The organism is Streptococcus taoyuanensis (assembly GCF_029589235.1).
Classification (GTDB): Bacteria; Bacillota; Bacilli; order Lactobacillales; family Streptococcaceae; genus Streptococcus; species Streptococcus taoyuanensis.
Genome location: NZ_JARQVW010000001.1, coordinates 336301 through 359216, shown reverse-complemented (window position 1 = coordinate 359216; position 22916 = coordinate 336301). Strand labels below are relative to the sequence as shown.

The following is a 22916-nucleotide window of genomic DNA, read 5'->3' as shown; positions in this document are numbered from 1 at the left end:
AAAACGTGAATTTTGCAAGGAAAAACGATGAAAACCAAGATAATTGTGATTGTGGGACCAACTGCTGTTGGGAAAACAGCTCTTGCGATCGATTTAGCGCAAGCCCTCAATGGTGAAATTATCAGTGGCGATAGCCAGCAAGTCTATCGCAAGCTGGATATTGGAACGGCCAAGGCGACACCAGAAGAGCAAGCTGCAGCTCCTCATCATTTGATCGATGTGCGGGAGGTAACCGAGTCTTACTCGGCTTTTGATTTTGTAAGAGAAGCTAAGACAGCGATTGAGGATATCACAGCTAGAGGCAAACTTCCTATCATTGCAGGTGGGACGGGCCTTTACATCCAAAGTCTGCTCGAAGGTTATCATCTAGGTGGTGAAGTTCCTCATGAAGAGATTCTGGCCTATCGCGCTCAATTGGATTTGTTGTCGGATGAAGACTTGTACCAAAGGGTAGCGGAGCAAGGACTTGTGATTCCTCAGATCAATCGCCGTCGGGCCATGCGGGCTCTTGAAATTGGGCATTTTGGGCAGGACCTCGCAAACGAAGAGACCGATTATGAACCCTATCTCATCTGTCTAGATGATGATCGATCCTTGATCTATGAGCGCATCAATCGCCGAGTAGATCGCATGCTAGAGGAAGGCTTGCTGGATGAAGCTCGGTGGCTCTATGATGACCATCTGGAGGTTCAGGCAGCTAAAGGGATTGGTTACAAGGAACTCTTTCCTTACTTTAAGGGAGAGCAGAGCCTTGAGGAAGCCAGTGAGATCCTCAAGCGCAATACGCGGCGCTTTGCCAAACGGCAGTTGACCTGGTTTCGAAATCGGATGGAAGTAAAATTTTACGCCATTTCTGCCCCCCACTTCAAGGAGCAGGTTCTTGCAGATGTAAAGGAGTTTTTACAGCATGATTGAAACAGAAAAAAAACAAGAACGCATCCTTTTGGTCGGTGTGGAACTTCAAGGTATGGACAATTTTGACATGTCTATGGAGGAGTTGGCGAGCCTGGCTAAAACAGCTGGTGGAGATGTACGGGGCTCTTATACACAAAAGCGGGAGAAATACGATACCAAGACCTTTGTCGGCTCAGGAAAACTAGAAGAAATCGCTCAAATGGTCGAAGCAGATGAGATTACGACCGTGGTGGTCAATAACCGCCTGACCCCCCGTCAAAATGTCAACTTAGAAGAAATCCTTGGGGTTAAGGTCATTGACCGGATGCAGTTGATTTTAGATATCTTTGCCATGCGGGCTAGGAGTCATGAAGGCAAGTTGCAGGTGCACTTGGCCCAGCTCAAATACCTCTTGCCACGCCTTGTCGGTCAAGGAATCATGCTCAGCCGTCAGGCTGGGGGAATTGGTTCTCGTGGACCAGGGGAAAGTCAGTTGGAGTTGAACCGCCGGAGCGTTCGCAATCAAATCACCGATATCGAGCGTCAGCTCAAGGCAGTTGAAAAGAACCGGGAAACCCTTCGTGAAAAACGCTTGGAATCACCTGTCTTTAAGATTGGTTTGATCGGCTATACCAATGCAGGAAAGTCGACCATTATGAATCAGTTGACCAGTAAGAGCCAGTATGAAGCCGATGAACTCTTTGCGACTTTGGACGCCACAACCAAGAGCATCCATCTAACAGGCAATCTGCAAGTAACGCTGACCGATACGGTTGGCTTTATCCAAGATCTGCCAACAGAGTTGGTATCAAGCTTTAAGTCGACCTTGGAAGAAAGTAAGAATGTAGACCTTCTGGTCCATGTCATCGATGCATCTGACCCCAATCATGAAGAGCATGAAAAGACGGTACTTTCGATCATGAAGGACCTGGATATGCTGGAGATCCCTCGCTTGACGCTTTACAACAAAGCAGATAAAGTAGCAGACTTTACACCAACCCAGACACCTTTTAGCTTGATTTCAGCGCGCTCTGAGACAGCCCGTGAAGATCTCCAGGCTTTGCTTCTAGAAAAACTGAGAGAACTCTTTGTTCCCTTTACCATTCGCGTTCCCTTTTCAAAATCTTATCGGACACATGATCTAGAAACAGTTGCGATCATTGACCAGCGTGAATTTGAAGAGGATGTCGAGGTCATTCAAGGTTATATCGCAGAGAAAAATAAGTGGAAGTTGGAAGAATTTTATGACGGATTACGTTGATTTAGCAATAAAATATGGAGGCTATACCAGCCTCGATCGGGTCTATCTGACCAATCTTTTAAGCACGATCCCTGAGGAATTGCGTCTCCGTGTGATCACGCCTCCCCCAAGTGTGATCAACGCCTATTTCGCCGAGCTCTACCAAAAGAAGAGCCCCAAGGAAGCCATGGATTATTTCTTGGACTTGAGCCGGGTATTTGACTTATTCACAGACCAGCAAACCTTTGATGAACGGAAGCCTTTTATCCGCCTCAACTTATCAGGTAAGTCTTATGGCTTGGCTTACGTAAATGAAGAGCTAGCCTGTGTCTTTGCTGAACATCCAGCAGAGGATATCACCTCTTCGATTTTATTCGAAATTGCAGAGATCTTTCCGCATTGTTTGGTCTTCGAAAAAGATGGTAAGATCTGCTTGCAAGAGGCTGAACCAGAAGTGGTCACTAAAACAGAAGCCCTCTCAGCCCTGACTGACTTGATGACCTTGGAAGATGGACGCTTGAAACTGTCAGGATATAACCAAGAAGAGCTCCTCGAGTTAGCGCAAGCCTACCCTGGCGACCTTTCTTTCCGTTCAGAGAACCGGACGGCCATGATTTATATAGATAGAAAGTAGACAATGGACATTCAATTTTTAGGAACGGGAGCTGGGCAACCCTCAAAAGCCCGTAATGTATCGAGCCTAGCGCTCAAATTGCTGGACGAGATCAATGAAGTCTGGCTCTTTGATTGTGGCGAAGCGACACAGAATCAAATTTTAGAAACGACCATTCGTCCGCGAAAGGTTAGCAAGATCTTTATCACTCATTTACACGGAGACCATATTTTTGGTTTGCCAGGTTTCCTCTCTAGTCGGGCCTTTCAGGCCAATGAAGAGCAGACGGATCTAGATATCTATGGACCAGTAGGGATCAAATCCTTTGTGATGACTAGTCTTCGCGTATCAGGCTCTCGCCTGCCTTACCGCATTCATTTTCATGAATTCGATGAACATTCTCTGGGCAAGATTTTAGAAACCGATAAATTTACGGTTTATGCGGAGGCTTTGGACCACACCATTTTCTGTGTCGGTTACCGGATCATGCAAAAAGACCTCGAAGGGACGCTCGACGCAGATAAGCTGAAGGCAGCGGGTGTTCCCTTTGGGCCGCTCTTTGGTCAGGTTAAAAATGGCCAAGATGTCACCCTGGAAGATGGGACTAAGATCATTGCAGCGGATTATATTTCAGCCCCTCGGCCTGGTAAGATTATCACGATCCTCGGAGATACCAGAAAGACTGATGCCAGCGTCCGCCTTGGAGTCAATGCGGATGTCCTCGTCCATGAGTCTACCTATGGCAAGGGTGATGAGAAGATTGCTAAGAAACACGGTCACTCGACCAATATGCAGGCAGCAGAAGTGGCGCGTGAAGCAGGGGCCAAGCGCCTTCTTTTGAACCACATCAGTGCTCGCTTCTTATCAAAAGACATCAGCCAATTGCGCAAGGATGCGTCCAGCATTTTTGAAAATGTCTATGTCGTCAAAGATTTGGAAGAAGTGGAGATCTAAGATGCGAACTATTCTCATAACAGGAGCAAGTGGAGGCTTGGCCCAAGAAATGGTCAAGCTCCTCCCTGAAGATCGGCTGATTCTCCTAGGCAGAAATCAAGAAAAACTGGAAAAGCTCTATGCCAGTCATCTTCAAGCTGAATGCATCGGGATCGATATCACTGATTCTTCAGCCGTTCAAGATTTGGTAGAAGAGCTCTATCAGCGCTATGGGCAGATCGATGTCTTGGTCAACAACGCAGGCTATGGGATTTTTGAGGCCTTTGATCGCATTTCTGACCAGCAGGTGCAGGAAATGTTTGAGGTCAATACCTTTGCCCTCATGCAGTTTTCACGCTTGATGGGTGCGCACATGAAGGCAGCAGGAAAGGGGCACATCGTCAACATCGTCAGCATGGCGGGTCTCGTCGCAACTGCCAAATCCAGCCTTTATTCGGCTACCAAGTTTGCGGCCATCGGCTTCTCCAATGCTCTGCGGTTGGAACTCATGCCTTTTGGTGTCCATGTGACGACGGTTAATCCAGGCCCCATCCGGACCACTTTCTTTGATCAGGCAGACCCAGACGGAAGCTATGTCAAAGCTGTGGATCGCTACATTTTGGAACCAGACTTTGTGGCTAAGAAGATTGTTAAAAACTTTGGAAAACCAAAACGTGAGCTCAATCTTCCTTGGCTTTTGAACCTGACCCACAAGCTCTATACCCTTTTCCCACGCATCTCGGATAAGATAGCTAGCAAGATGTTCAATTTCAAATAGGAGGAGATCGATGGCCGCAAATATTCAAGCCTATTTAGAAAACCTTCGGCAACCCTGGGGACAGATCTATTATGATATCCTTTTTGAACAATTACAGGACATCAAGGGGAAGCGAGTGCTTGATTTCGGCAGTGGTTTTGGCCTTGTAGCCAACCACCTGGCGCAAGACAATCAAGTCCTTGCTGTGGAACCCAATGAGGAAATGGTGGCCTTGCGGGTCCAGGACCATCCCTACCAGCAACTCGTTGGGAGTCTGGACCAGATAGAGAGCTTTGAAGATGCCAGCTTTGATGTCATCCTCTGCCATAATGTCTTGGAGTATGTAGAGGATCGCAAGGTGGTTCTCAAGAAATTCATCCGTCTCTTGAAACCAGGAGGCTTGCTCTCTATCGTTAAGCACAATGAAGTTGGCCGCGTCCTGCAGACCGTCGTTTTTGAAAATGATACTCAAAAGGCCCTTGATCTCTTAGCAGGTCAGGATCTGGAAACCCACTCCATGGGTTTGGCACAGGCCTATGATCTCGGTGCAGCAGTAGAAGACTTAGCCCTTGAAGTCAAGGATTACCAAGGGATCCGTGTCTTTTATGCCTTGCAGGACAATCGCTTCAAGGGCCAAGAAGGCTGGCGAGAGTCTATGCTCAAGATGGAGCTGGCTGTTTGCCAAGAGTCCCCTTACCGGGATATCGCCTTCTTCCAGCACTATAGGTTAAAAAGGAGTTAAGATGTTAGATTATAAAAAAGAAATTCCAGCGATGACAGACCTACTCGAACTCTACAGCTCGGTGGGTTGGACCAATTATACCAACAACCCATCTATGCTGGAACAAGCTGTCAAAGCCAGTCTCTGGCAGTTGGCCGTCTATGATGAGAAAGAGCTCGTCGCCTACATTCGCTTGGTAGGTGATGGCCACTCGGTTATTTTTGTGCAGGACCTTTTGGTAAGACCAGATTACCAGCGTCAAGGTATCGGAAGGAAACTCTTAACAGAGGCTTTAGCGACCTTCCCTACTGTCTATCAACGGCTCCTCGTCACTGAACGTAGCGAGAAAAATCTAGCCTTTTACCAGTCTCTCGGCTTTGTCGAACTTTCAGAGCAAGCCTGTACAGGGATGATTTATATGAAATAGAGAGTGGGACAGAAATCGGTAATTCGTTAGAATTCGATTTCGTCGTCCCACCTCCGCACAGTTGAGTAGGGCTGTAAAAGCTGATGAAATCAGCGTAGTAGAGCCCACTCAACCACTGCGCCTTGTTCGACAATCCAAAAACAATTGAGAGGCTAGGACTTTTGTCCCAGCCTTATCTATTTGACTGACAAAAGGGGTGATTGATGGTAAAATGAGGATGAGATTAGGAGGAGATGGAATGAAGAAGAAAATAAAATGGGGACTTGTCTTATGTTCGGTACTTATACCAGTATGTTTGAGTGCCTGCAAACAAGGAACTGTAGAAAAACAAGGTTCTTCGAATAAAGAAGTACAGAAGAAAATCGATCGAAAAAACATTCATTTTGACAAGACAGGACCTGCAGCAACATTTGATTGGGATGCAAAGAACAGTATCAGATACATAACGTTTGAAAAACTTCCACAATATATGAGGTCAGATGATAGCGATGGTATTTCAATATATGGACAGCAACCGAATGAAGCCTCTCTATCTGAGGAAGGAAGGGTTCAAAAAGCTTTGCAGGTCGTTGAAGGAGTCTATGTAGATCAAAGTAGAATAGACACAGTAATCAAGGCCAATGGGGCAAAAAATCAAGAAGATATGTATACTCGACTCTGGAACGATTATATTATCCCTAAAATTGAAAAAAACAGTAGTACTTTTGATCCAAATACTTATGTGGAATATCTTGGTGAGAAGTACCCCCTCAAAATATATGGTCCGATGTATTTGAAGCTCATGACGAATGCATTGAGCTTTGGAAAAAAATATGAGTTAAAGGGCTATGCAGTTAAGGGAAACAAAGTATTCATTCGCATTCAGGTACCAACTTACTTCCCAGAGCTTTTATCGAGAGGGAATAAATATTATAAAAATCCTAATGAGTCAGATTTCAATCAAGCCTTCTATGATTGGCTCGATGAATTCCATCAAAGGTATGCTGAAAAAGAAACAAATCGTGATGATCATATTTCCTATATCATGCTTTCAACAGTTTTACAACAGTTAGTTAACAAAAATTTCGAGGCAATCTCATTATCCGGTTATGCTGATAGTAAAACTTCGCCTACGGAATTCACGGTTGAAATGGAAGTGACAAATCAAGGTGATGTTCGAATTGATTTAAAAAACTTGGCTATTCTCTTACAAATCCCTCAACAAATGAAGGGGGATAATCAGTATGGTAAGCAAGATGAGAATAATATCTTTTGGACCATCCCATCTGGAAATAATAGTGATGGACAAAAGGTAAAAGAAAAATTAAAGAATTTTAACCCAAAAAATCCTGTTAAAAGCTATGCGATTTGAGAGCCAGTTCTATTTGCTAATGGCTTAGAAGTTACACTGAATCGTGTAACAGACGATCCAAATTTGGATGTTCAGGATGATCAAGACCGTATCGATACAAGGAAAAAACAACATCGATTGATCGTCGAATTCACCATATCGAATCCAACACCTCTCCGTATTGAAAATACTCCAGATTATACAAATGTAGATCTCTATGATGGCCATGCAAAATCTGCTTATATGCTGAATAATACTTTAAATTACAAACAGCCAACAGTCCTTGAGGCAGGAGAATCTGGTATATATAAAATTAACTATTTAACAGATGGGGATGGACCATTTACGGTTGTTTATGGTGATGCAAAATGGGTGATTCCAAAATAAGGAATACTTCTTGATAGGATAGGTTTAGTCTGATGTTTGTTTACTTTGAGTTTTTCTATCAGACAGTATTCACATAATGCAAGGATTTCCAAGAGTAGAAATCCTTTTTTTCAACCACTGACACTTTATAAGAATCATGGTAAAATAGTTTGTAGGAGCTAGTGATTAGGAGGAACTGTTTATGCCTAAGTTATTTAAGTCAAAGATATTTTTATTTACTTTATTCGTCGTTATGATTGGTTCTATCTCCTCTATCAAAGAACAACTTCGTGAAAGAGAATTGCGTCAGTATGTTCAATGGAAACCGAGGCCAGTAATTAAGGACTATGAATTTATTCATAACGGGGAAGCACTAGTCATCGAATGGGACGATGTTGATGAGAGAGAATTAATTGAAGAAGTTAATAATGGTAAACCAAAATTTGCGTACCAACTTAATACACCTAATGGTGCAAGTGGTGAGCGCTATATCATGCAAGAAAGCTATAAGTTAAAAGCGAGTAGTGATAAGTTTTTAGCCTATAGAATTGCACCAGATTCGGCGCCTTATCTAAGCTACAATGAGCCCAAAGAAGGGGAGTATTGGTTGATTGATGTATACGACACGCACGATCGAAACCTAAAACCTAAAACCTATGATGTCTTTAAAATGGTACGTGACTATAATAAGAAATATATCCCACTCGATATTTCAGAAGAAATATACGAAACAGAGGACAATGAAGCCTACTTTCTTATTACTATGTTAGCACCCAAGGAATCAAACGTAGTGATTGAAAATGGAGCTATGAAAGTTGTTACGGAGGGGTTTAACGAGACTTCACAGTATCCGGTTGAGCTGGGGCTGATCGATGCAAAAACAGGAAAAATATCTAAAAAGAGTTCCTCTGGTAAAAGTGTTGAAGAAGTTAAAACGGAGTCAAAACAGAGATTTGAGAATAGACATCCATTTGCCTTTATGCTAGGAACTGGATTATTTGGTCCCAGAGCAAATCACTTAAGTTCTAGAGGCTTACAACTTAGGTTTAATCAAAGTTTTAGGGAAACTGAAAAGAATATCATACCTTTAGCTTCAGCCTACCCAAAGGTCTATCAGATGATGAAAAATCAGTATCGATCAACTTTGTATTTTTTAGGCGAGGAAGATGTAGAGTTTCAACTCTCCTTTTTGGAATTACTACATGATTCCTATGGTTCTTTCGTTAAAAATTTCACGCTTCCTGCTGATTTTTCAATAGATGGGCAAGAGCACCTTGTTCAGAATAAAGAAGAATTCTTTCGATACTTCAAATCCCAGCCTCAAAAAAAACAGTACTAATTTCGAGTTAGCTCTTATGAATATATTTTACGAAGTAACACCCAGAAGGATACCTAAGGAAAGAGCTTTTTAAAAATTTAACTATTCCCGCAGAATTTTCAAAAGATGGGCAAGAACATCTTGCGAATAACAAAAAAGAATTTTTCCAATATTTTAAAAAGGAATTAAATCAAAGTAAGGATACTACAGAGTTCTCATTGCTGAGACGCTTATATGAAGTACAGAACTACGTGGTCTCTAGAGATTTTGGTCAGTCCTTCGGTAATCTGACCATACCAGCTGAGTATACTAAAGATGGGAAGGTTCATGTCGTTCAAAATGATGAAGAATTCTTCAAATATATGGATTTAGAGAAAATTCCTAATAAAAAGATGAAAGAAGATATTAAAAAAATGTTCCCATATGATGTAAAAAATTAATCGATTAGGTCGAATTTAGCAAGGAGGTCAGGCTATGAAGCCCAACTATTTCAAACTATTCGCAGGAATTCCACTTATTCTTTGTTGCCTGTTTCTTTCCAGTTGTAAGATCATGAAACCGAGTGATTATAAAAAAGCGAAGGAAGTTGTCAGCAGTGAGCTTGCTAAGGTTGGTCTTCATGGAAATGTTAAAATTAATCGTCTTTCCTGGCAGGCTTTAGAAATTCCAGGTTATAATGTCGATTTTACTTATTCGGAGAAAACCTATGACGGTCAAACCGTACCTCTTGAGGTGCATGCTTTCTTACAAAATGACTGGTCTGATCCCTATGGACAAACCACTCCAAGTTATAAAGAAGTTTTTACAGAGCAGAAGATAGTACAGAAAAAAGAGGCCCAACTACTGGATAAGCTTAAAAAGCAGGATTTAGGCCTGACTCTCTCTTATTTTCATTTTATCTCCAATGTTGATTCTTCTTATCAAAAGGAGTCTGCAGAAGAGTTGGAAGAACTGGCGGCTCAAAATAGGCAAGAAGGAAAGAATGATTTCGCGGGTTATTACCAGATTCCGTACGCCACCCTTATTCAAAAGGGGATGGTTCGTATGATGATCTCAGTAGAAGATGACCAAGCCATCCAGGAAAAGGATTTAAAAGCTGCTGCTAAAAAGTTGGATGCCAGTGATCTTCCAGATGGTGATTATGATTTCTATTATCTGGATTTCAAGAATAAAGATCATGAATCCATCACTTATAAATTCAACGTTAAGGATGGACAGGTTGTGAAATTGGATCAGTAAAAAAGGTAAAATAGAAAAAACGACAGCTCAGGATGAAGGTCCCTGAGCTGTTTTTGTTATCTATTAAAGAAAAACGGGATAAAAAAGAGAACCTTTAGGTTCTCTCTTATTTGTTTCAACTTCTACGAATGAGAGTAGAAGTTTCTTCGTTAGGGGGTTGATAGAAGTAAGGACTGTTCCTAATGATACGATTAGTTATCAGTCAATTTCCGTTTGATTCCAACAGCACCTGCTAAGACAAGAATTCCTGAGAAGACAAGTCCAGATGCAACAACTTCACCTGTATTTGGAAGAAGCGGTTTGCGACGTCCACCATTGTTTCCACCATTTGAACCTGGCGCACTTGGTGTCGTTGTGGTACCAGAATGACTAGGTTTACTTGGCTTTTCGGGTGTAGTCTTAGGTTCTACAGTTGTAGTCGTAGTGGTTGTTGTATCTTCCTCACTACTATTATGATTTTCTGGTTCCTCTGGTGTTGTAGTAGGAGGAGTCTCAGGTGTTGTAGTTGAAGTAGTCTTAGGCTCTGGAGTCGTAGTTGAAGTAGTCTTAGGCTCTTCAGAAGTAGTTGAAGTAGTCGAAGGTTCATCGGTAGTCGTTACTGTAGTCTTAGGCTCTTCAGTTGTAGTTGAAGTAGTCTTAGGCTCTTCAGTTGTAGTTGAAGTAGTCTTAGGCTCTTCAGTCGTAGTAGTTGTAGTTGTAGGCTCTTGAGTCGTAGTAGTTGTGGTTGTAGGCTCTTGAGTCGTAGTAGTTGTAGTTGTAGGCTCTTGAGTCGTAGTAGTTGTGGTTGTAGGCTCTTGAGTCGTAGTAGTTGTGGTTGTAGGCTCTTGAGTCGTAGTAGTTGTAGTTGTAGGCTCTTGAGTCGTAGTTGTAGTAGTCGTAGTGGTTGTGGTTGTAGTTGTAGTTGTAGTTGGTTTATTTGATGTGTTGACCACTTTAATCACGTTGTTATCATCAATTTTCTCAACTTTAGAAGTGTAACCTTCTGGAGTGTTTGTTTCCACTACTGAGTACTCAATCTTCTTACCGTCTTTGATACCTGGCAATTTCGTAAATTCTGCTTTCCAGCCAGAAGCTTTTGTAAGGGTTTGTGTTAACCCATCCAAGGCTTTGCCGTCCGCATACAATTGAACCGTGATATCTTTACGGTCAGCTTCATCATCACCAACCCATTCTTTTTGAACAGTAACTGTTTGATCTCCAGTAACCCAGTATTTCAATTCTGTATTGTTCCAGAATGCTGGGTCAGTTTGAGGTGTTGTGATTTCATCAGCTGTCAATGTAGCATTGTTATCTACTCTGATGGTTGTCTTAGGAATTAATGTTTGGTATTCAACGATCAATTCATCGCTTGATGCTGTTTTAAAGACATCACTGACGTCTGATAAATTCACAGTAAATCCATTGCCGTCCGCATCGAATTTCACATGTTGCCAGAAGTCCCAACCAGAAGCCACCACTTGTCCACCTTTTCTTAATGTAAAGGATGGTTTCAAGTAAGTTCCCACAAAGAATTCATTTGCAGCGTGGTTAGCAGCAGGAGCAAAAGTGATTTTTGAGTAATCGACTGCTGGAGCTTGGATTTTATCTGATACAACAGGGTTTGTCAAAGCTTGTTTCTTACCATCTCCATTGATACGGATGAACCATTTTGTCAGATAGTAGTCATCTCCAACATTCAACCATGCATAGTTTTCAGATGCGTCTAATTTGAATTGCTTAGTTACATAGTCACCAGTAAGGTTGTACTTGTTCAACACAGATTCAAATACTCCAGGTCCGTCAGGACGAGTGATAACAACGGATTCAGATCCAACCTTAGAAGTGGCAGTTTTATTTCCAGGATTTCCTGGTGTGCTATCCCATTCTGCTTTGTATGAGAAACCACCCTTAACGTTTTGGTTCATGGATTCGATTGCTTTTTTAAAGGTGAAAGTAATCTTTTTGTTTGTCATTGAAATGGTTGCGACTTCAGCTCCATTTGCTTGGAGTGATTGAGTTGCAATTTCAGTGATATTAACACCTTCTGGAGCGTCAATAGTAAATGTATCACCGTCTTTAACTGATTTACCGGTTAAATCCCAGTCAAATGAAAAGGTAACCTTTTGTCCATTTGTTTGGGCCTTTAAGTTGGTGACGGTTGGTGAAACAGTGGCCGCGCTTACGGGTTTGATCACAGACAAGCCCAAGGCTACCACACCGATGATAGCTACAAATGCAACTATCTTTTTATAAAGAGATTTCAATTGGCCTCATTTCCTTTCTTCTGCCTGCCCTTTCCGAGGCTTTTCTATATAGTGATATATCCTAAAATAGAAAGGCTTCTAATTTCTACTCCATGAAACCAGCTGCCTCAGTTTAGGATAGATCGATGAATTATATGCTCCTCTTTATGCATTAAAAGAAAACAAACCCACCGACAAAATCAGCTCAAACCCTCTAACTACGTTTGTTTAGATAGAAAAACAAGGGAAATGACAAGCGTCATAATGTTAAAGTGATAATAAACGTTGCAAATTTTAACAGAATAATCATCCCATTGCATATTTAAAAGATTATTATCATCATTATTATATTCTTTTAGTATGATAAGTCAAGTTAAATGCAACAAAAATAATGAAAAATGTTGATTTTGGTTTTTGTATAAGTCGACCTTTTATTTCCCGCCATTTTAGCCTTTCATGTTATAATATTCAGATAAGAAAAAGAGGAGACCAAAAGCTAGATGATCACTTCAAAATACGATTGGCAGTTAGCTTCGCCAAGTGCAGATGAGGCCTTTTTAGCCCTTGCCAAAAAAGCAGGCCTAGAAGCGTCCGTAGCAACCTTGCTGTATGAGCGTGGCATTCAAACCAAAGAGGATTTAGAAGACTTTTTAGAACCCAAACTAGAGAAGCTACATGACCCTTATTTGCTCCATGATATGGACAAGGCAGTGGGGCGCATCCGACGGGCCATCGAAGATTATGAGCAGATCCTCATCTACGGAGACTATGATGCGGACGGGATGACATCGGCCTCCATTATGAAGGAAACCTTGGAGCAGATGGGTGCAGAGGTGCAAGTCTACCTACCCAACCGCTTCACAGACGGCTATGGTCCCAATGAGAGTGTCTACAACTACTTTATCGAGCAGCAAGGCATTTCCCTGATTGTCACGGTGGACAATGGGGTCGCGGGCAATCAAGCCATTGCCATGGCCCAAGCGATGGGAGTTGATGTTATCGTGACGGATCACCACTCTATGCCAGAGGTTTTACCGGATGCATATGCGATCATTCATCCGGAGCATCCAGATGCGGATTATCCCTTCCATTATTTAGCAGGATGTGGTGTGGCCTTTAAGTTGGCCTGTGCCCTCCTAGAGGAAGTACCAGTCGATCTCTTAGACCTGGTAGCAATTGGGACCATTGCTGACATGGTCAGCCTGACAGATGAGAATCGGATCCTGGTCAAATACGGTCTGGGCGTTCTCAAACATACCCAGCGCATGGGCTTGCAGGAACTCCTGGAGATTGCAGGGATTCGTCCGGAGGATGTCAATGAAGAAACAGTTGGTTTTCAGATTGCTCCTCGTCTCAATGCCCTTGGCCGCCTCGATGATCCCAATCCGGCTATTGAACTCCTAACAGGATTTGACGATGAAGAGGCACACGAGATTGCCCTCATGATTCATCAAAAGAATGAAGAACGAAAAGAGATTGTCCAAGCTATCTATGACGAAGCTAAAACCATGGTCGATCCGAACTTGTCTGCCCAAGTCTTGGCCAAAGAAGGCTGGAATCCAGGGGTCCTTGGTATTGTCGCTGGTCGTTTGTTGGAAGAGCTTCATCAGCCGGTCGTTGTTTTAAGTATCGAAGATGGACGGGCTAAAGGAAGCGCTCGAAGTCCTGAGTCGGTCAATATCTTTGATGCCCTCGATCCCCACCGGTCGCTCTTTGTAGCCTTTGGCGGGCATGCCGGTGCAGCAGGGATGACGCTGGAGGTGGACCAACTCCCTGCCTTGTCTCGGGCTCTTACGGATTACATTAGAGAGCAAGGAATTGATCTCAGCAGCAAGTCCAGCTTAGCCATCGACGAGGAACTACATCTAACAGAACTAACGCTTGAGACCTTGAAAAGCTTTGATCGCCTGAGTCCATTTGGCATGGACAATAAAAAGCCCGTCTTTTTGGTCCGTAATTTCAAGGTAGAAGGGGCACGCTCGATGGGAGCCGGCAATACCCACTTGAAACTCAAAATTTCTCAAGAAAATGCGACCTTTGAGGTGGTTGCCTTTGGCTTGGGAAGCTTAGAGGCAGAGTTTGCACAGGCGCAAGACCTAGAGCTAGCTGTGCAGTTGTCGGTCAACCAATGGAATGGCCAAACAACCTTGCAGCTCATGCTGGTTGATGCGCGTGTGGACGGCGTGCAGCTCTTTAATATCCGCTCTAAAAATGCTAGTCTCCCCGCAGGTGTTCCTGTTCTTGATTTTACCCAAGAACTGCCAGATCTGACAGGCGAGCCCGCTGTTGTAGTTGGAAATATCCCTGAGGATTTAGAGCAACTACGGCAAATCTTCCAAGAGCATGATTTCCAAGCCGTCTATTTCAAAAATGAGATCGCCAAAGCCTACTATCTGACAGGATACGGTAGCAGGGACCAGTATGCCAAACTCTATAAGACCATCTACCAGTACCCGGAATTCGATGTCCGCTATAAACTCAAAGACCTAGCAGCCTATCTCAAGATCCAGCAGATCCTCCTGGTCAAAATGATTCAGATCTTCCAAGAGCTGGGCTTTGTGACTATTGAAAATGGCATCATGAAAGTCAATAAAGAAGCAGAAAAACGAGAAATCGCAGAAAGCAGCATCTACCAAAACCTCAAACAAACGGTGAAAGAGCAGGAGTTGATGGCCCTTGGAACGGTTCGTGAAATCTACGACTATCTGACAGGTCAGGCCTCATGAAAAGACGGCTAAAATATTTTCTATGGCTCAGCCCCTTCCTGCTTTTAGCTCTTTATTGGTTGGGAATCTACCTGAGCCTAAAAAACCCCATGGAGGAGATCAACTACTCCGAAAATGGTGGGTGGATGCGCCATGTGATGTTTAAGCCATTTACAGAAACGATCGGAAGTGATCGCATCTGGAAGGAAGATGAAGGATTTCAAATGTATCCCTATTCAGATAAAATCGTTGGGGGACAAGAAGACCTGTCCGTCATGATGTTTCGAAACAGTTCGGAATGGGTTTATAGGTATAAATATCAGTTAAAAGAAAATGTATCGGTTCGTATGATGTTCAAATACAATTCTAAAAAAAGAGCATTGATTCAAGAAGAAGTCTATCTTTATGCGGATGATCAAGAAGTAGAGGGTAGTGATTTTCTAAAGAAACTTGCCACCTACGGCAAAGACCGTGCTTGGTTGAAAATACAAAGTAAGAAGGTCGCCGAACAATACATTCTTGGCACCTGGTTCAAAAATGGAAGCTCCCGATATTCCCTGAAAAACTTAGGTGATATGAAAATCGAGTACAATGAATTGTTAGAAGAGAAGTAAGAGATTTTTTTCGAACCCAATCCCACATCTTTTTTGAATGTGGGATTTTTGCTTTTGACGCGGGAGCTTGGGAAAATGATTTGGCAAAAAATGATGCAAGTTAGTGGAATTCATGATATAATGGAATGTAAAAAATTTTTTATGAAAGAAAGTTAACCATGAATTTAAAAGATTACATTGCAAGCATTGAAAACTATCCACAAGAAGGAATTACCTTCCGTGATATCAGCCCTTTGATGGCAGATGGCAATGCTTATAGTTATGCGATTCGTGAAATCGTTCAATACGCAACGGATAAGAAGATCGATATGATCGTTGGTCCTGAAGCGCGTGGGTTCATCGTTGGATGTCCGGTCGCTTTTGAGTTGGGAATTGGATTTGCGCCTGTTCGTAAGCCTGGTAAATTGCCACGTGAAGTTATTTCTGCTGACTACGAAAAAGAATACGGTGTGGATACCCTCTGCATGCACGCAGATGCCATCAAACCAGGTCAACGCGTCCTTATCGTTGATGACCTTTTGGCGACTGGTGGTACGGTGAAAGCAACCATCGAAATGATCGAAAAACTCGGTGGGATCGTTGCAGGGTGTGCCTTCTTGATCGAGTTGGATGAATTGAAAGGTCGCGAAGCGATCGGCGATTACGACTACAAAGTTTTGATGCATTACTGATATAGTCTAATACTATAACTGGATACAGAAAAACCATAATTGAAAACTATAAGCTCCTATCATATAATGTTAGTTAAGAACTTGCACGATGGGAGCTTTTTATGCCAATTACACTAGATAAAAAATTACCTGCAGTAGATATTCTTCGTTCAGAAAATATTTTTGTCATGGATGATGTTCGGGCGACTCACCAGGATATTCGGCCGATGAATGTTCTCATTCTTAATCTGATGCCGACCAAGGTTGCGACAGAAACCCAGCTCTTACGGCTTCTTGCCAACACGCCCTTGCAGATCAATGTAGATTTCCTCTACATGGCCAGCCATGAATCCAAGAATACAGCGGCAGAGCATATGGAGAGTTTTTACAAGACTTTTGAGGATATCAAGGATAATTACTATGACGGCTTGATTGTGACGGGGGCGCCTGTCGAAAAGATGGACTTTGAGGAAGTGGACTACTGGGAAGAATTAACCCAGGTCTTTGAATGGGCCAAGCGTCATGTTTTTTCTACCTTACACCTTTGTTGGGGAGCCCAGGCTGGATTGTATCACCGCTACGGGATTCAAAAAGTAGAGCTCTGTGACAAGCTATCCGGTATCTATGACCAAGCAGTGGTGCGTCCTGATAGTCTGCTCATGAGAGGATTTGACGATCGCTTCCTTGCCCCTCATTCTCGCTATACAGATATTCCTTTGAAGGAAGTCCTTGAAAAGAGCAATCTTCAAGTGATCGCTCAGGGAAATGAAGTTGGACTTTCCATCATTGCTAGTCCAGACATGCGTGAGGTCTATAGCTTTGGCCATCTGGAATATGATCGCGATACACTGGCAAAAGAATACCACCGAGATGTCAAGGCGGGCTTGGATCCGGACGTTCCCAAGAATTACTTTGATGGGGATGACGCTAATACAGAGCCTCGCATTCGTTGGAATCTAGCTGCAACGACCTTCTTTAGTAATTGGATCAACTATGCGGTTTATCAAGAAACACCTTACCGCTTGGAAGAATTGGAAAAAGATATTTCATTTTATGGTTACCTATAAAGGGGAATTATGACATATTCACAAGCATTTAAGTATGGCAACTTGGTTCTTCCGAGTGCCTTGCTTTTTCATTATCATGAATTGTTCGACCAAGCAGATGATTACTTGGTTTGGCAGTTTTTCTTCCTTCAAAATACGACTGGCCAAGAGGCCTTAACTCCCAATCAGATTGCTAGTCATCTGGGAAAAACGGTGACAGAGGTCAATCGGATTATGTCCAATTTGACTACTAAGGGACTCCTTCAATACCGGACCATTGAGCTCAATGGTGAGATTGAAGCCATCTTTGATGCGACCATTGCCCTGGAGCGCTTGGATGAGATTTTAGAAGCCCAATCACAAGGGAAGGCACAAAGCGCGCCTGCTAAGGGAAATGTCATCAAGGACTTAGTGGAAACCTTCCAACAAGAACTGGGACGACTCTTGACACCTTTTGAGATTGAAGACCTGACCAAGACCGTGCGCGAAGATCAGACAGATCCAGATGTGATCAAGGCAGCATTACGAGAAGCTGTCTTTAACGGCAAGCCTCACTGGAAATATATCCAAGCCATTTTACGCAACTGGCGCAGTGAAGGCATCAACAGCCTGGCCCAAGTAGAAGCGAAACTACAAGAACGCGAGCAAGCCAACCCACGCAATGTGACCGTTTCAGACGATTTCTTGAAGGCCATGGATTTGTGGAAGGATTAAAAAAAACTAGCACTTATTTGAGTGCTAGTTGCAAATTGAAGGTAAAGTCTTCCTAGAAACTTTCCTTATGTGAGTACGGACGTCAGCGAACTTCGGAGAAGTTCCATGACTTAGTTTTGAGCCTAAGGTCTCAAAACTCCCGAGTGCCTGAAACAATAGTGTTTCAGGCACTTTTCTCACGGCGGAAAGTTTTTAGTTTATACTTGAATAGTTTTAAAAATAAGACATTATTTTTACTGAAAAAAATAGGTTCTTAATTGAAAAAATAATTTTTAACCATTCAAAAAACTAGTACTCATAAAGTGCTAGTTTTTTCCTTTATAAATAGTCCGCATAGGCTTTTTCTAGTTTACTAAGGAGTTCTTGTTTTTCCTCGTCACTGGCAAAGGAAGCCTGAATGGCATGGACATTGTGTTTATAAAAGTCAGTTTCCTTGGTTTGGAAGTGCTGATGGTAGAGGGCATATTCCTTGGTGAGGTCGGTATCAGATACAGTCCGGTTATCGGTATTGATACTGATCCGAGCTCCGGCTGCCTTCATCTTCAAATAAGGGAAATCTTCTATAGTCGGTGCTGCTTTTGTTTGTAGGTTGCTGGTCAAGCAGAGTTCACCAGTGACCCCATGTTCAATAAAGGATTGGAGTAAGGCCGGTTCATGAGATAGAGCCGTCACGTGGCCATTGCGTTTGATTCCAAAAGCAATCGATTGGGCTACAAAGTGTGGGCAATGACACTCACCTGCGTGAAGTGTCATGGGCCGATGGTAACTCTTGACTTGCTCAATTAGAGGTCGAATATCTTCTGGAGAGTAGTTGTGCTCATTCCCGGCAAAGTCAAAACCAACAAAATCTTGATCGCTAACTTGGTTGGCTTCTGCTAGAATGCGAGAGGTGACTTCTTGATCGGACTGGCGCATGCCACAGACTAAGGCTTTTGCAACAATGCCAAATTCCTCCTGGGCTTGACGCAGTCCTTCACAGACAGCATCGATAGTTTCTGGGACGGTGAGCCCTTGGTCCATGGACAATTCTGGTGCAAAACGAACCTCAATATAAAGGACATTTTCGAGAGCAGCTTGCTTGGCCACATCGTAAGCAGCAAGCGTCAAGGCTTCCTTAGTTTGAAGGAGGGGCCGAATGTAGTCAAAGGCCTCCAAATAGTCCAAAAGATTCTCACAGTGGGCAGGCGCAGTAACATGGTGCTTGAGCTCCTCATCGCTAGCAGGTAGGTCAATATTGGCCATAGCTGCCAACTGGCGAATGATTGGAAGCGACAAGGAACCGTCTAAGTGACAGTGAAGTTCTGTCTTTGCCAAACTATGAAAATCGATCGTGGACATGGTTTTCTCCTTAAAATTGTATTTTTTCTATACTATCATTTTGACAAAAAAAGTCAAGTAGCCTTCGCGTAGCAGATCTTTGAAAGGGAGCCCGATATTTGATATGCTAGGAGTAGCGAAATAAAGGAGAAGAAAGATGTCAGACTATCAATTACCAGAAGTATGGAAAGCACCGAGCCAAATGGGTGGAGCCTGGGGTGGCTTGAACCAACCAACAGCAGGTGCCCGCTTTGAACAAACTCTTCCAAAAGGCGACCAGCCTTTCCAACTCTATACCCTTCCAACACCCAATGGGATCAAGGCCACCATTATGCTGGAGGAATTGAAAGAGCTGGGAGTGGATGCAGGCTATGACGCTTATCGGATCAAGATTGGCGAAGGAGATCAGTTTGGTAGTGACTTTGTAGCCATCAATCCTAACTCGAAAATTCCAGCCATGTTGGATCAATCAGGAGAGGAAGCCATTCGTGTCTTTGAATCAGCCAATATCCTCCTGTATCTAGCTGAAAAATTTGGCCAATTAATCCCGACTGATCTGGCTAAACGGACAGAAGTGCTCAACTGGCTCTTCTGGCAGACGGGTGCGGCACCATTTTTAGGGGGAGGCTTTGGTCATTTCTTCCATTATGCGCCGGAGAAAATCGAGTATGCTATCAATCGCTTTGCCATGGAAGCCAAACGTCAATTGGACCTGCTGGACAAGGAACTGGCCACCAAACCTTATATCGCAGGGGATGACTATACCATTGCAGATATTGCCATCTGGTCTTGGTATGGGCGTCTAGCCCAAGACAAGGTCTGGGACCGTGCCGGAATTTTCCTAGATGTGAAGGAATACAAGCATTTGCAAGCTTGGACAGAGAAAATCGCCAATCGCCCAGCTGTGAAACGTGGCTTGGAAGTAAGCTATAAGGAAATTAACTAAAGTCTAGTATCGGCTTGTTGAGGATGATAGCGAGAGTTTCCGCCGTGAGTATAGCACATGAAACGTATAAGTTTCGTGTGCCCGGAAGTTTTGAGACATTAGACTCAAAACTTAGTCATGGAATTTCTTCGAAGTTCGCTGACGTCCGGACTCACCTAAGGAAAGTCTAAACAATACCTTTCCATAATAGACAAGGCGCCGTTGCGCCTTTTTTTAATGGTGCAAACATGGTATACTAAAGGGTGGAATAAAAGTTTAGAAAGTAGCACATGGAATTTACAAAATTATCAAATCGCTTGGACTTGGTGGCTAGCTTCGTCCCAGCTGGAGCGCGTCTGTTGGACGTGGGGAGTGACCATGCCTATCTCCCAATCGCCCTTTTACAGGAAGGTAAGATTGAGGCTGCCATTGCAGGGGAAGTGGTAGAGGGGCCCTATCAGTCTGCCCTCCAAAATGTTGCGGATAATGGTTTAGAGGACAAGATCGAGGTCCGTCTGGCCAATGGTTTGGCTGCATTTGAACCAACAGATGGCATTTCCTGTATTACCATTGCTGGCATGGGGGGACGCTTGATTGGAGATATCCTAGCCGCAGGTCTTGAGAAATTAGCCAATGTCTCTCGCTTGGTCCTCCAGCCCAATAATCGGGAAGATGAACTGCGGGCTTGGCTAGTAGAGCATGATTTTCGCATTGTTGATGAAGCTATCTTGGAAGAAAATGAGAAGTTCTATGAGATCCTTGTGGTGGAACAGGGTTCTCAGGAGTTGACAGCCAAGGAACTGCGTTTTGGTCCTTATTTGATGCAGGAACAAGCTCCAGCCTTTGTCCAAAAGTGGTCCAAGGAAGTGGAGAAATTAGCCTTTGCCTTGGAACAGGTCCCAGTTGAAAATCAATCTGCCAGAGCATCGTTAGAGGAGCGCATTGCTCACATCAAGGAGGTTCTACATGTTAGCAAGTGAAGTCATCAAACGCTATGAAGCCTACTGTCCTCAGGAACTATCCATGGACGGAGATGTCCGTGGGCTACAGGTCGGCACTTTGCAAAAAGACATCCATAAGGTCATGGTGGCCTTAGATATCCGCGAGCAGACGGTGGCGGAAGCTATCGCTCATGGGGTGGACTTGATCATCGTCAAGCACGCGCCGATTTTCCGTCCCATCAAGGATTTGGTAGCTGATCGGGCTCAAAATCAGATCTATATCAATTTGATCAAGCATGATATCGCAGTCTACGTCAGCCATACCAATATTGACATTGTTCCAGATGGTCTCAACGATTGGTTCTGCCAGCTCTTGGACATTGAAGATACAGAACCCCTCAGTATGACGGGAGAAGGGCTCGGAATTGGTCGCATCGGTCGGGTAGCTACTCAAACCTTTGGACAGTTGACTGGCAAGGTTAAAGAAACCTTTGGCTTAGATGCTTTGCGCATAGTCAGTTATGATCAGGCGGATTTGGATCGGGTTATCAAGCATGTCGCAATCTGTGGAGGAAGTGGCCAGTCCTTTTACAAGGATGCTCTCGCCAAGGGAGCAGATGTTTATATCACAGGAGATATCTACTACCACACGGCTCAGGACATGCTGAGCGATGGCCTCTTGGCCTTAGATCCCGGGCACCATATCGAGGTTCTCTTTGTGTCAAAACTAGTAGAAAAGCTCAATCAGTGGAAGGCTGAGGAAGCCTGGGAGATTGAAGTGATTGGCAGTCAAGTCAGCACCAATCCTTTTTACCATATCTAAGGGGTCATGATGAAAGTTGCGATTATTGGTGCAGGGATCGTGGGATCCACTGCAGCCTATTATTTATCCAAAGAAGCACAAGTGGATGTGACTGTCTATGACCATGGAGTCGGCCAAGCAACCAAGGCGGCGGCAGGCATTATTAGCCCTTGGTTTTCCAAACGGCGTAATAAGGCTTGGTATCGCCTGGCTCGTCTGGGGGCTGATTTCTACCAAGAATTGGTAGAAGACCTGGCCAAGGACGGAATTAATACAGATTTTTACCAGCAGACCGGCGTCTATCTCCTCAAGAAAAAGGAAGAAAAATTAGACGACCTCTATCAGTTGGCGCTGAGTCGTAGGGAAGAATCTCCCTTGATTGGAGACTTGGCGATCTTGACCAAGGTAGAAGTGGCCCAGCAATTCCCAGGGCTGCAAGGTTTTGAGAAGCTGGTCTATGCATCAGGTGGTGCTCATGTGGAGGGAGCCCTTCTAACGGAAACGCTTCTTAAAGCCAGTGGGGCAAGAGTGATCAAGAAAGAGGTTGCTCTCTCAGTCTCAGATGATGGCTATCAGATTGCAGGAGAAAGCTATGACCAAGTTATCCTAGCAACAGGAGCCTGGTTGGGGCAAATCCTTGAGCCACTTGGCTACCAAGTGGATGTCCGTCCGCAAAAGGGGCAACTGCGGGATTATCAGCTAGACCTAGATACTGCTGATTATCCTGTGGTCATGCCGGAAGGAGAGCTGGATATCATTCCCTTCCAGCAAGGCAAGATCAGTATGGGAGCCACACATGAAAATGAGATGGGCTTTGACCTGACAGTGGATCAGGCTTTGTTGAATCAGATGGAAACAGAAGCTTTGGCCTACTATCCAGAACTAGCTCAAGCGGAAGTCGTCGGGGAGCGCGTGGGAACACGGGCCTACACCAGTGACTTTTCACCCTTTTGGGGAGCTGTTCCTGATCAAGCAGGCCTCTATGTCGCCAGTGGACTTGGTTCGTCTGGCCTCACCACAGGTCCCCTCATTGGTTGGCATCTAGCTCAACTAGTGGTAGGAGGGAACCTGCGCTTAGATCCAGCGGATTATCCAGTTGAACAATATGTGAAGAAGTAGGCTGGGACAAAAGTCCTAGCCTC

The 22916-nt window shown here is 43.8% G+C and carries 23 protein-coding genes; 21 read left to right on the top strand and 2 right to left on the bottom strand.

Translation table 11 applies throughout. The features are described 5' to 3' along the window. Window positions 1–27: 27 nt before the first annotated feature. The 12 genes from miaA to P5Y91_RS01680 all read left to right on the top strand — a co-directional run bounded on the left by miaA (window position 28) and on the right by P5Y91_RS01680 (window position 9838). Window positions 28–915, top strand: a complete 888-nt coding sequence (miaA, locus tag P5Y91_RS01735) for a tRNA (adenosine(37)-N6)-dimethylallyltransferase MiaA (RefSeq protein ID WP_155173041.1) — start codon at window positions 28–30, stop codon at window positions 913–915. Further along, window positions 908–2155, top strand: a complete 1248-nt coding sequence (hflX, locus tag P5Y91_RS01730; protein WP_031576943.1) for a GTPase HflX — start codon at window positions 908–910, stop codon at window positions 2153–2155. The genes miaA and hflX overlap by 8 nt, the downstream gene beginning before the upstream one ends. Beyond that, window positions 2139–2768: a cystathionine beta-lyase gene (locus P5Y91_RS01725; RefSeq protein WP_277838817.1), complete on the top strand. Its 630-nt coding sequence runs from the start codon at window positions 2139–2141 to the stop codon at window positions 2766–2768. The genes hflX and P5Y91_RS01725 overlap by 17 nt, the downstream gene beginning before the upstream one ends. Before the next feature lie 3 nt (window positions 2769–2771). Beyond that, a complete protein-coding gene (gene rnz, locus P5Y91_RS01720) occupies window positions 2772–3701 on the top strand; it encodes a ribonuclease Z (protein WP_003011107.1) in 930 nt (309 codons plus the stop codon). A gap of 1 nt (window position 3702) precedes the next feature. Continuing rightward, window positions 3703–4458, top strand: a complete 756-nt coding sequence (locus tag P5Y91_RS01715; RefSeq protein ID WP_155124763.1) for an SDR family NAD(P)-dependent oxidoreductase — start codon at window positions 3703–3705, stop codon at window positions 4456–4458. A gap of 10 nt (window positions 4459–4468) precedes the next feature. After that, the gene (locus P5Y91_RS01710) at window positions 4469–5179 is read left to right on the top strand and encodes a class I SAM-dependent methyltransferase (protein WP_277838816.1); all 711 of its coding nucleotides are present in this window, start codon (window positions 4469–4471) and stop codon (window positions 5177–5179) included. 1 nt (window position 5180) lies between these two features. After that, window positions 5181–5585 (top strand): GNAT family N-acetyltransferase, encoded by a 405-nt coding sequence (locus P5Y91_RS01705; protein WP_155124765.1) that lies wholly within the window; start codon window positions 5181–5183, stop codon window positions 5583–5585. A gap of 238 nt (window positions 5586–5823) precedes the next feature. Continuing rightward, window positions 5824–6936, top strand: a complete 1113-nt coding sequence (locus P5Y91_RS01700; RefSeq protein WP_277838815.1) for a hypothetical protein — start codon at window positions 5824–5826, stop codon at window positions 6934–6936. 63 nt (window positions 6937–6999) lie between these two features. Further along, window positions 7000–7302 carry a hypothetical protein gene (locus tag P5Y91_RS01695; RefSeq protein ID WP_277838814.1) on the top strand — a complete coding sequence of 101 codons (303 nt, stop codon included), beginning with the start codon at window positions 7000–7002 and terminating at the stop codon, window positions 7300–7302. A 181-nt stretch (window positions 7303–7483) separates the two neighbouring features. Next, window positions 7484–8620 carry a hypothetical protein gene (locus tag P5Y91_RS01690; RefSeq protein WP_277838813.1) on the top strand — a complete coding sequence of 379 codons (1137 nt, stop codon included), beginning with the start codon at window positions 7484–7486 and terminating at the stop codon, window positions 8618–8620. A 230-nt stretch (window positions 8621–8850) separates the two neighbouring features. Beyond that, window positions 8851–9039: a hypothetical protein gene (locus P5Y91_RS01685; RefSeq protein ID WP_155124766.1), complete on the top strand. Its 189-nt coding sequence runs from the start codon at window positions 8851–8853 to the stop codon at window positions 9037–9039. A gap of 34 nt (window positions 9040–9073) precedes the next feature. After that, a complete protein-coding gene (locus P5Y91_RS01680; protein WP_118095358.1) occupies window positions 9074–9838 on the top strand; it encodes a hypothetical protein in 765 nt (254 codons plus the stop codon). A gap of 191 nt (window positions 9839–10029) precedes the next feature. On the opposite strand, the gene P5Y91_RS01675 is transcribed toward P5Y91_RS01680, so the two are convergent. After that, window positions 10030–12081, bottom strand: coding sequence for an Ig-like domain-containing protein (locus tag P5Y91_RS01675; RefSeq protein WP_155128522.1), 2052 nt, complete (start codon window positions 12079–12081; stop codon window positions 10030–10032). Window positions 12082–12560: 479 nt separating this feature from the next. Between P5Y91_RS01675 and recJ the strand changes: the two genes are divergently transcribed. The 5 genes from recJ (at window position 12561) to P5Y91_RS01650 (ending at window position 17789) form a co-directional block, all read left to right on the top strand. Then, on the top strand, window positions 12561–14786 hold the full coding sequence (recJ, locus tag P5Y91_RS01670; protein ID WP_155124782.1) for a single-stranded-DNA-specific exonuclease RecJ: 2226 nt from the start codon (window positions 12561–12563) through the stop codon (window positions 14784–14786). Beyond that, entirely contained in the window at window positions 14783–15379 is a 597-nt protein-coding gene (locus P5Y91_RS01665; protein WP_155124783.1) for a TipC family immunity protein, read from the top strand. Before recJ ends, P5Y91_RS01665 begins: the two co-directional genes overlap by 4 nt. A 158-nt stretch (window positions 15380–15537) precedes the next feature. Beyond that, window positions 15538–16050, top strand: coding sequence for an adenine phosphoribosyltransferase (locus P5Y91_RS01660; RefSeq protein WP_045759627.1), 513 nt, complete (start codon window positions 15538–15540; stop codon window positions 16048–16050). A gap of 101 nt (window positions 16051–16151) precedes the next feature. Then, window positions 16152–17096 (top strand): homoserine O-acetyltransferase MetA, encoded by a 945-nt coding sequence (gene metA, locus P5Y91_RS01655; RefSeq protein ID WP_155124784.1) that lies wholly within the window; start codon window positions 16152–16154, stop codon window positions 17094–17096. 9 nt (window positions 17097–17105) lie between these two features. After that, window positions 17106–17789, top strand: a complete 684-nt coding sequence (locus P5Y91_RS01650; RefSeq protein ID WP_003007874.1) for a DnaD domain-containing protein — start codon at window positions 17106–17108, stop codon at window positions 17787–17789. 318 nt (window positions 17790–18107) lie between these two features. Here P5Y91_RS01650 and add read toward each other — a convergent pair whose 3' ends face one another. Beyond that, complete coding sequence (gene add / locus P5Y91_RS01645; RefSeq protein ID WP_155124785.1) at window positions 18108–19127, bottom strand: adenosine deaminase; 1020 nt, start codon at window positions 19125–19127, stop codon at window positions 18108–18110. Window positions 19128–19263: 136 nt separating this feature from the next. Here add and yghU point away from each other — a divergent pair, with 136 nt between their 5' ends. The 4 genes from yghU (at window position 19264) to P5Y91_RS01625 (ending at window position 22893) form a co-directional block, all read left to right on the top strand. After that, window positions 19264–20052 carry a glutathione-dependent disulfide-bond oxidoreductase gene (gene yghU / locus P5Y91_RS01640; RefSeq protein ID WP_155124786.1) on the top strand — a complete coding sequence of 263 codons (789 nt, stop codon included), beginning with the start codon at window positions 19264–19266 and terminating at the stop codon, window positions 20050–20052. A 269-nt stretch (window positions 20053–20321) separates the two neighbouring features. Further along, complete coding sequence (locus P5Y91_RS01635) at window positions 20322–21011, top strand: tRNA (adenine(22)-N(1))-methyltransferase (RefSeq protein ID WP_277838807.1); 690 nt, start codon at window positions 20322–20324, stop codon at window positions 21009–21011. Then, a complete protein-coding gene (locus P5Y91_RS01630; protein WP_277838806.1) occupies window positions 20998–21795 on the top strand; it encodes a Nif3-like dinuclear metal center hexameric protein in 798 nt (265 codons plus the stop codon). The genes P5Y91_RS01635 and P5Y91_RS01630 overlap by 14 nt, the downstream gene beginning before the upstream one ends. A 6-nt stretch (window positions 21796–21801) precedes the next feature. Further along, complete coding sequence (locus P5Y91_RS01625; RefSeq protein ID WP_049483301.1) at window positions 21802–22893, top strand: NAD(P)/FAD-dependent oxidoreductase; 1092 nt, start codon at window positions 21802–21804, stop codon at window positions 22891–22893. Window positions 22894–22916: the final 23 nt, after the last annotated feature.

What these genes read in the sequence shown, in the direction of transcription:
- miaA (WP_155173041.1), top strand. Translation starts at nt 28, where the DNA reads ATGAAAACCAAGATAATTGTGATTGTGGGACCAACTGCTGTTGGGAAA.
- hflX (WP_031576943.1), top strand. Translation starts at nt 908, where the DNA reads ATGATTGAAACAGAAAAAAAACAAGAACGCATCCTTTTGGTCGGTGTG.
- P5Y91_RS01725 (WP_277838817.1), top strand. Translation starts at nt 2,139, where the DNA reads ATGACGGATTACGTTGATTTAGCAATAAAATATGGAGGCTATACCAGC.
- rnz (WP_003011107.1), top strand. Translation starts at nt 2,772, where the DNA reads ATGGACATTCAATTTTTAGGAACGGGAGCTGGGCAACCCTCAAAAGCC.
- P5Y91_RS01715 (WP_155124763.1), top strand. Translation starts at nt 3,703, where the DNA reads ATGCGAACTATTCTCATAACAGGAGCAAGTGGAGGCTTGGCCCAAGAA.
- P5Y91_RS01710 (WP_277838816.1), top strand. Translation starts at nt 4,469, where the DNA reads ATGGCCGCAAATATTCAAGCCTATTTAGAAAACCTTCGGCAACCCTGG.
- P5Y91_RS01705 (WP_155124765.1), top strand. Translation starts at nt 5,181, where the DNA reads ATGTTAGATTATAAAAAAGAAATTCCAGCGATGACAGACCTACTCGAA.
- P5Y91_RS01700 (WP_277838815.1), top strand. Translation starts at nt 5,824, where the DNA reads ATGAAGAAGAAAATAAAATGGGGACTTGTCTTATGTTCGGTACTTATA.
- P5Y91_RS01690 (WP_277838813.1), top strand. Translation starts at nt 7,484, where the DNA reads ATGCCTAAGTTATTTAAGTCAAAGATATTTTTATTTACTTTATTCGTC.
- P5Y91_RS01680 (WP_118095358.1), top strand. Translation starts at nt 9,074, where the DNA reads ATGAAGCCCAACTATTTCAAACTATTCGCAGGAATTCCACTTATTCTT.
- recJ (WP_155124782.1), top strand. Translation starts at nt 12,561, where the DNA reads ATGATCACTTCAAAATACGATTGGCAGTTAGCTTCGCCAAGTGCAGAT.
- P5Y91_RS01665 (WP_155124783.1), top strand. Translation starts at nt 14,783, where the DNA reads ATGAAAAGACGGCTAAAATATTTTCTATGGCTCAGCCCCTTCCTGCTT.
- P5Y91_RS01660 (WP_045759627.1), top strand. Translation starts at nt 15,538, where the DNA reads ATGAATTTAAAAGATTACATTGCAAGCATTGAAAACTATCCACAAGAA.
- metA (WP_155124784.1), top strand. Translation starts at nt 16,152, where the DNA reads ATGCCAATTACACTAGATAAAAAATTACCTGCAGTAGATATTCTTCGT.
- P5Y91_RS01650 (WP_003007874.1), top strand. Translation starts at nt 17,106, where the DNA reads ATGACATATTCACAAGCATTTAAGTATGGCAACTTGGTTCTTCCGAGT.
- add (WP_155124785.1), bottom strand. Translation starts at nt 19,127, where the DNA reads ATGTCCACGATCGATTTTCATAGTTTGGCAAAGACAGAACTTCACTGT.
- yghU (WP_155124786.1), top strand. Translation starts at nt 19,264, where the DNA reads ATGTCAGACTATCAATTACCAGAAGTATGGAAAGCACCGAGCCAAATG.
- P5Y91_RS01635 (WP_277838807.1), top strand. Translation starts at nt 20,322, where the DNA reads ATGGAATTTACAAAATTATCAAATCGCTTGGACTTGGTGGCTAGCTTC.
- P5Y91_RS01630 (WP_277838806.1), top strand. Translation starts at nt 20,998, where the DNA reads ATGTTAGCAAGTGAAGTCATCAAACGCTATGAAGCCTACTGTCCTCAG.
- P5Y91_RS01625 (WP_049483301.1), top strand. Translation starts at nt 21,802, where the DNA reads ATGATGAAAGTTGCGATTATTGGTGCAGGGATCGTGGGATCCACTGCA.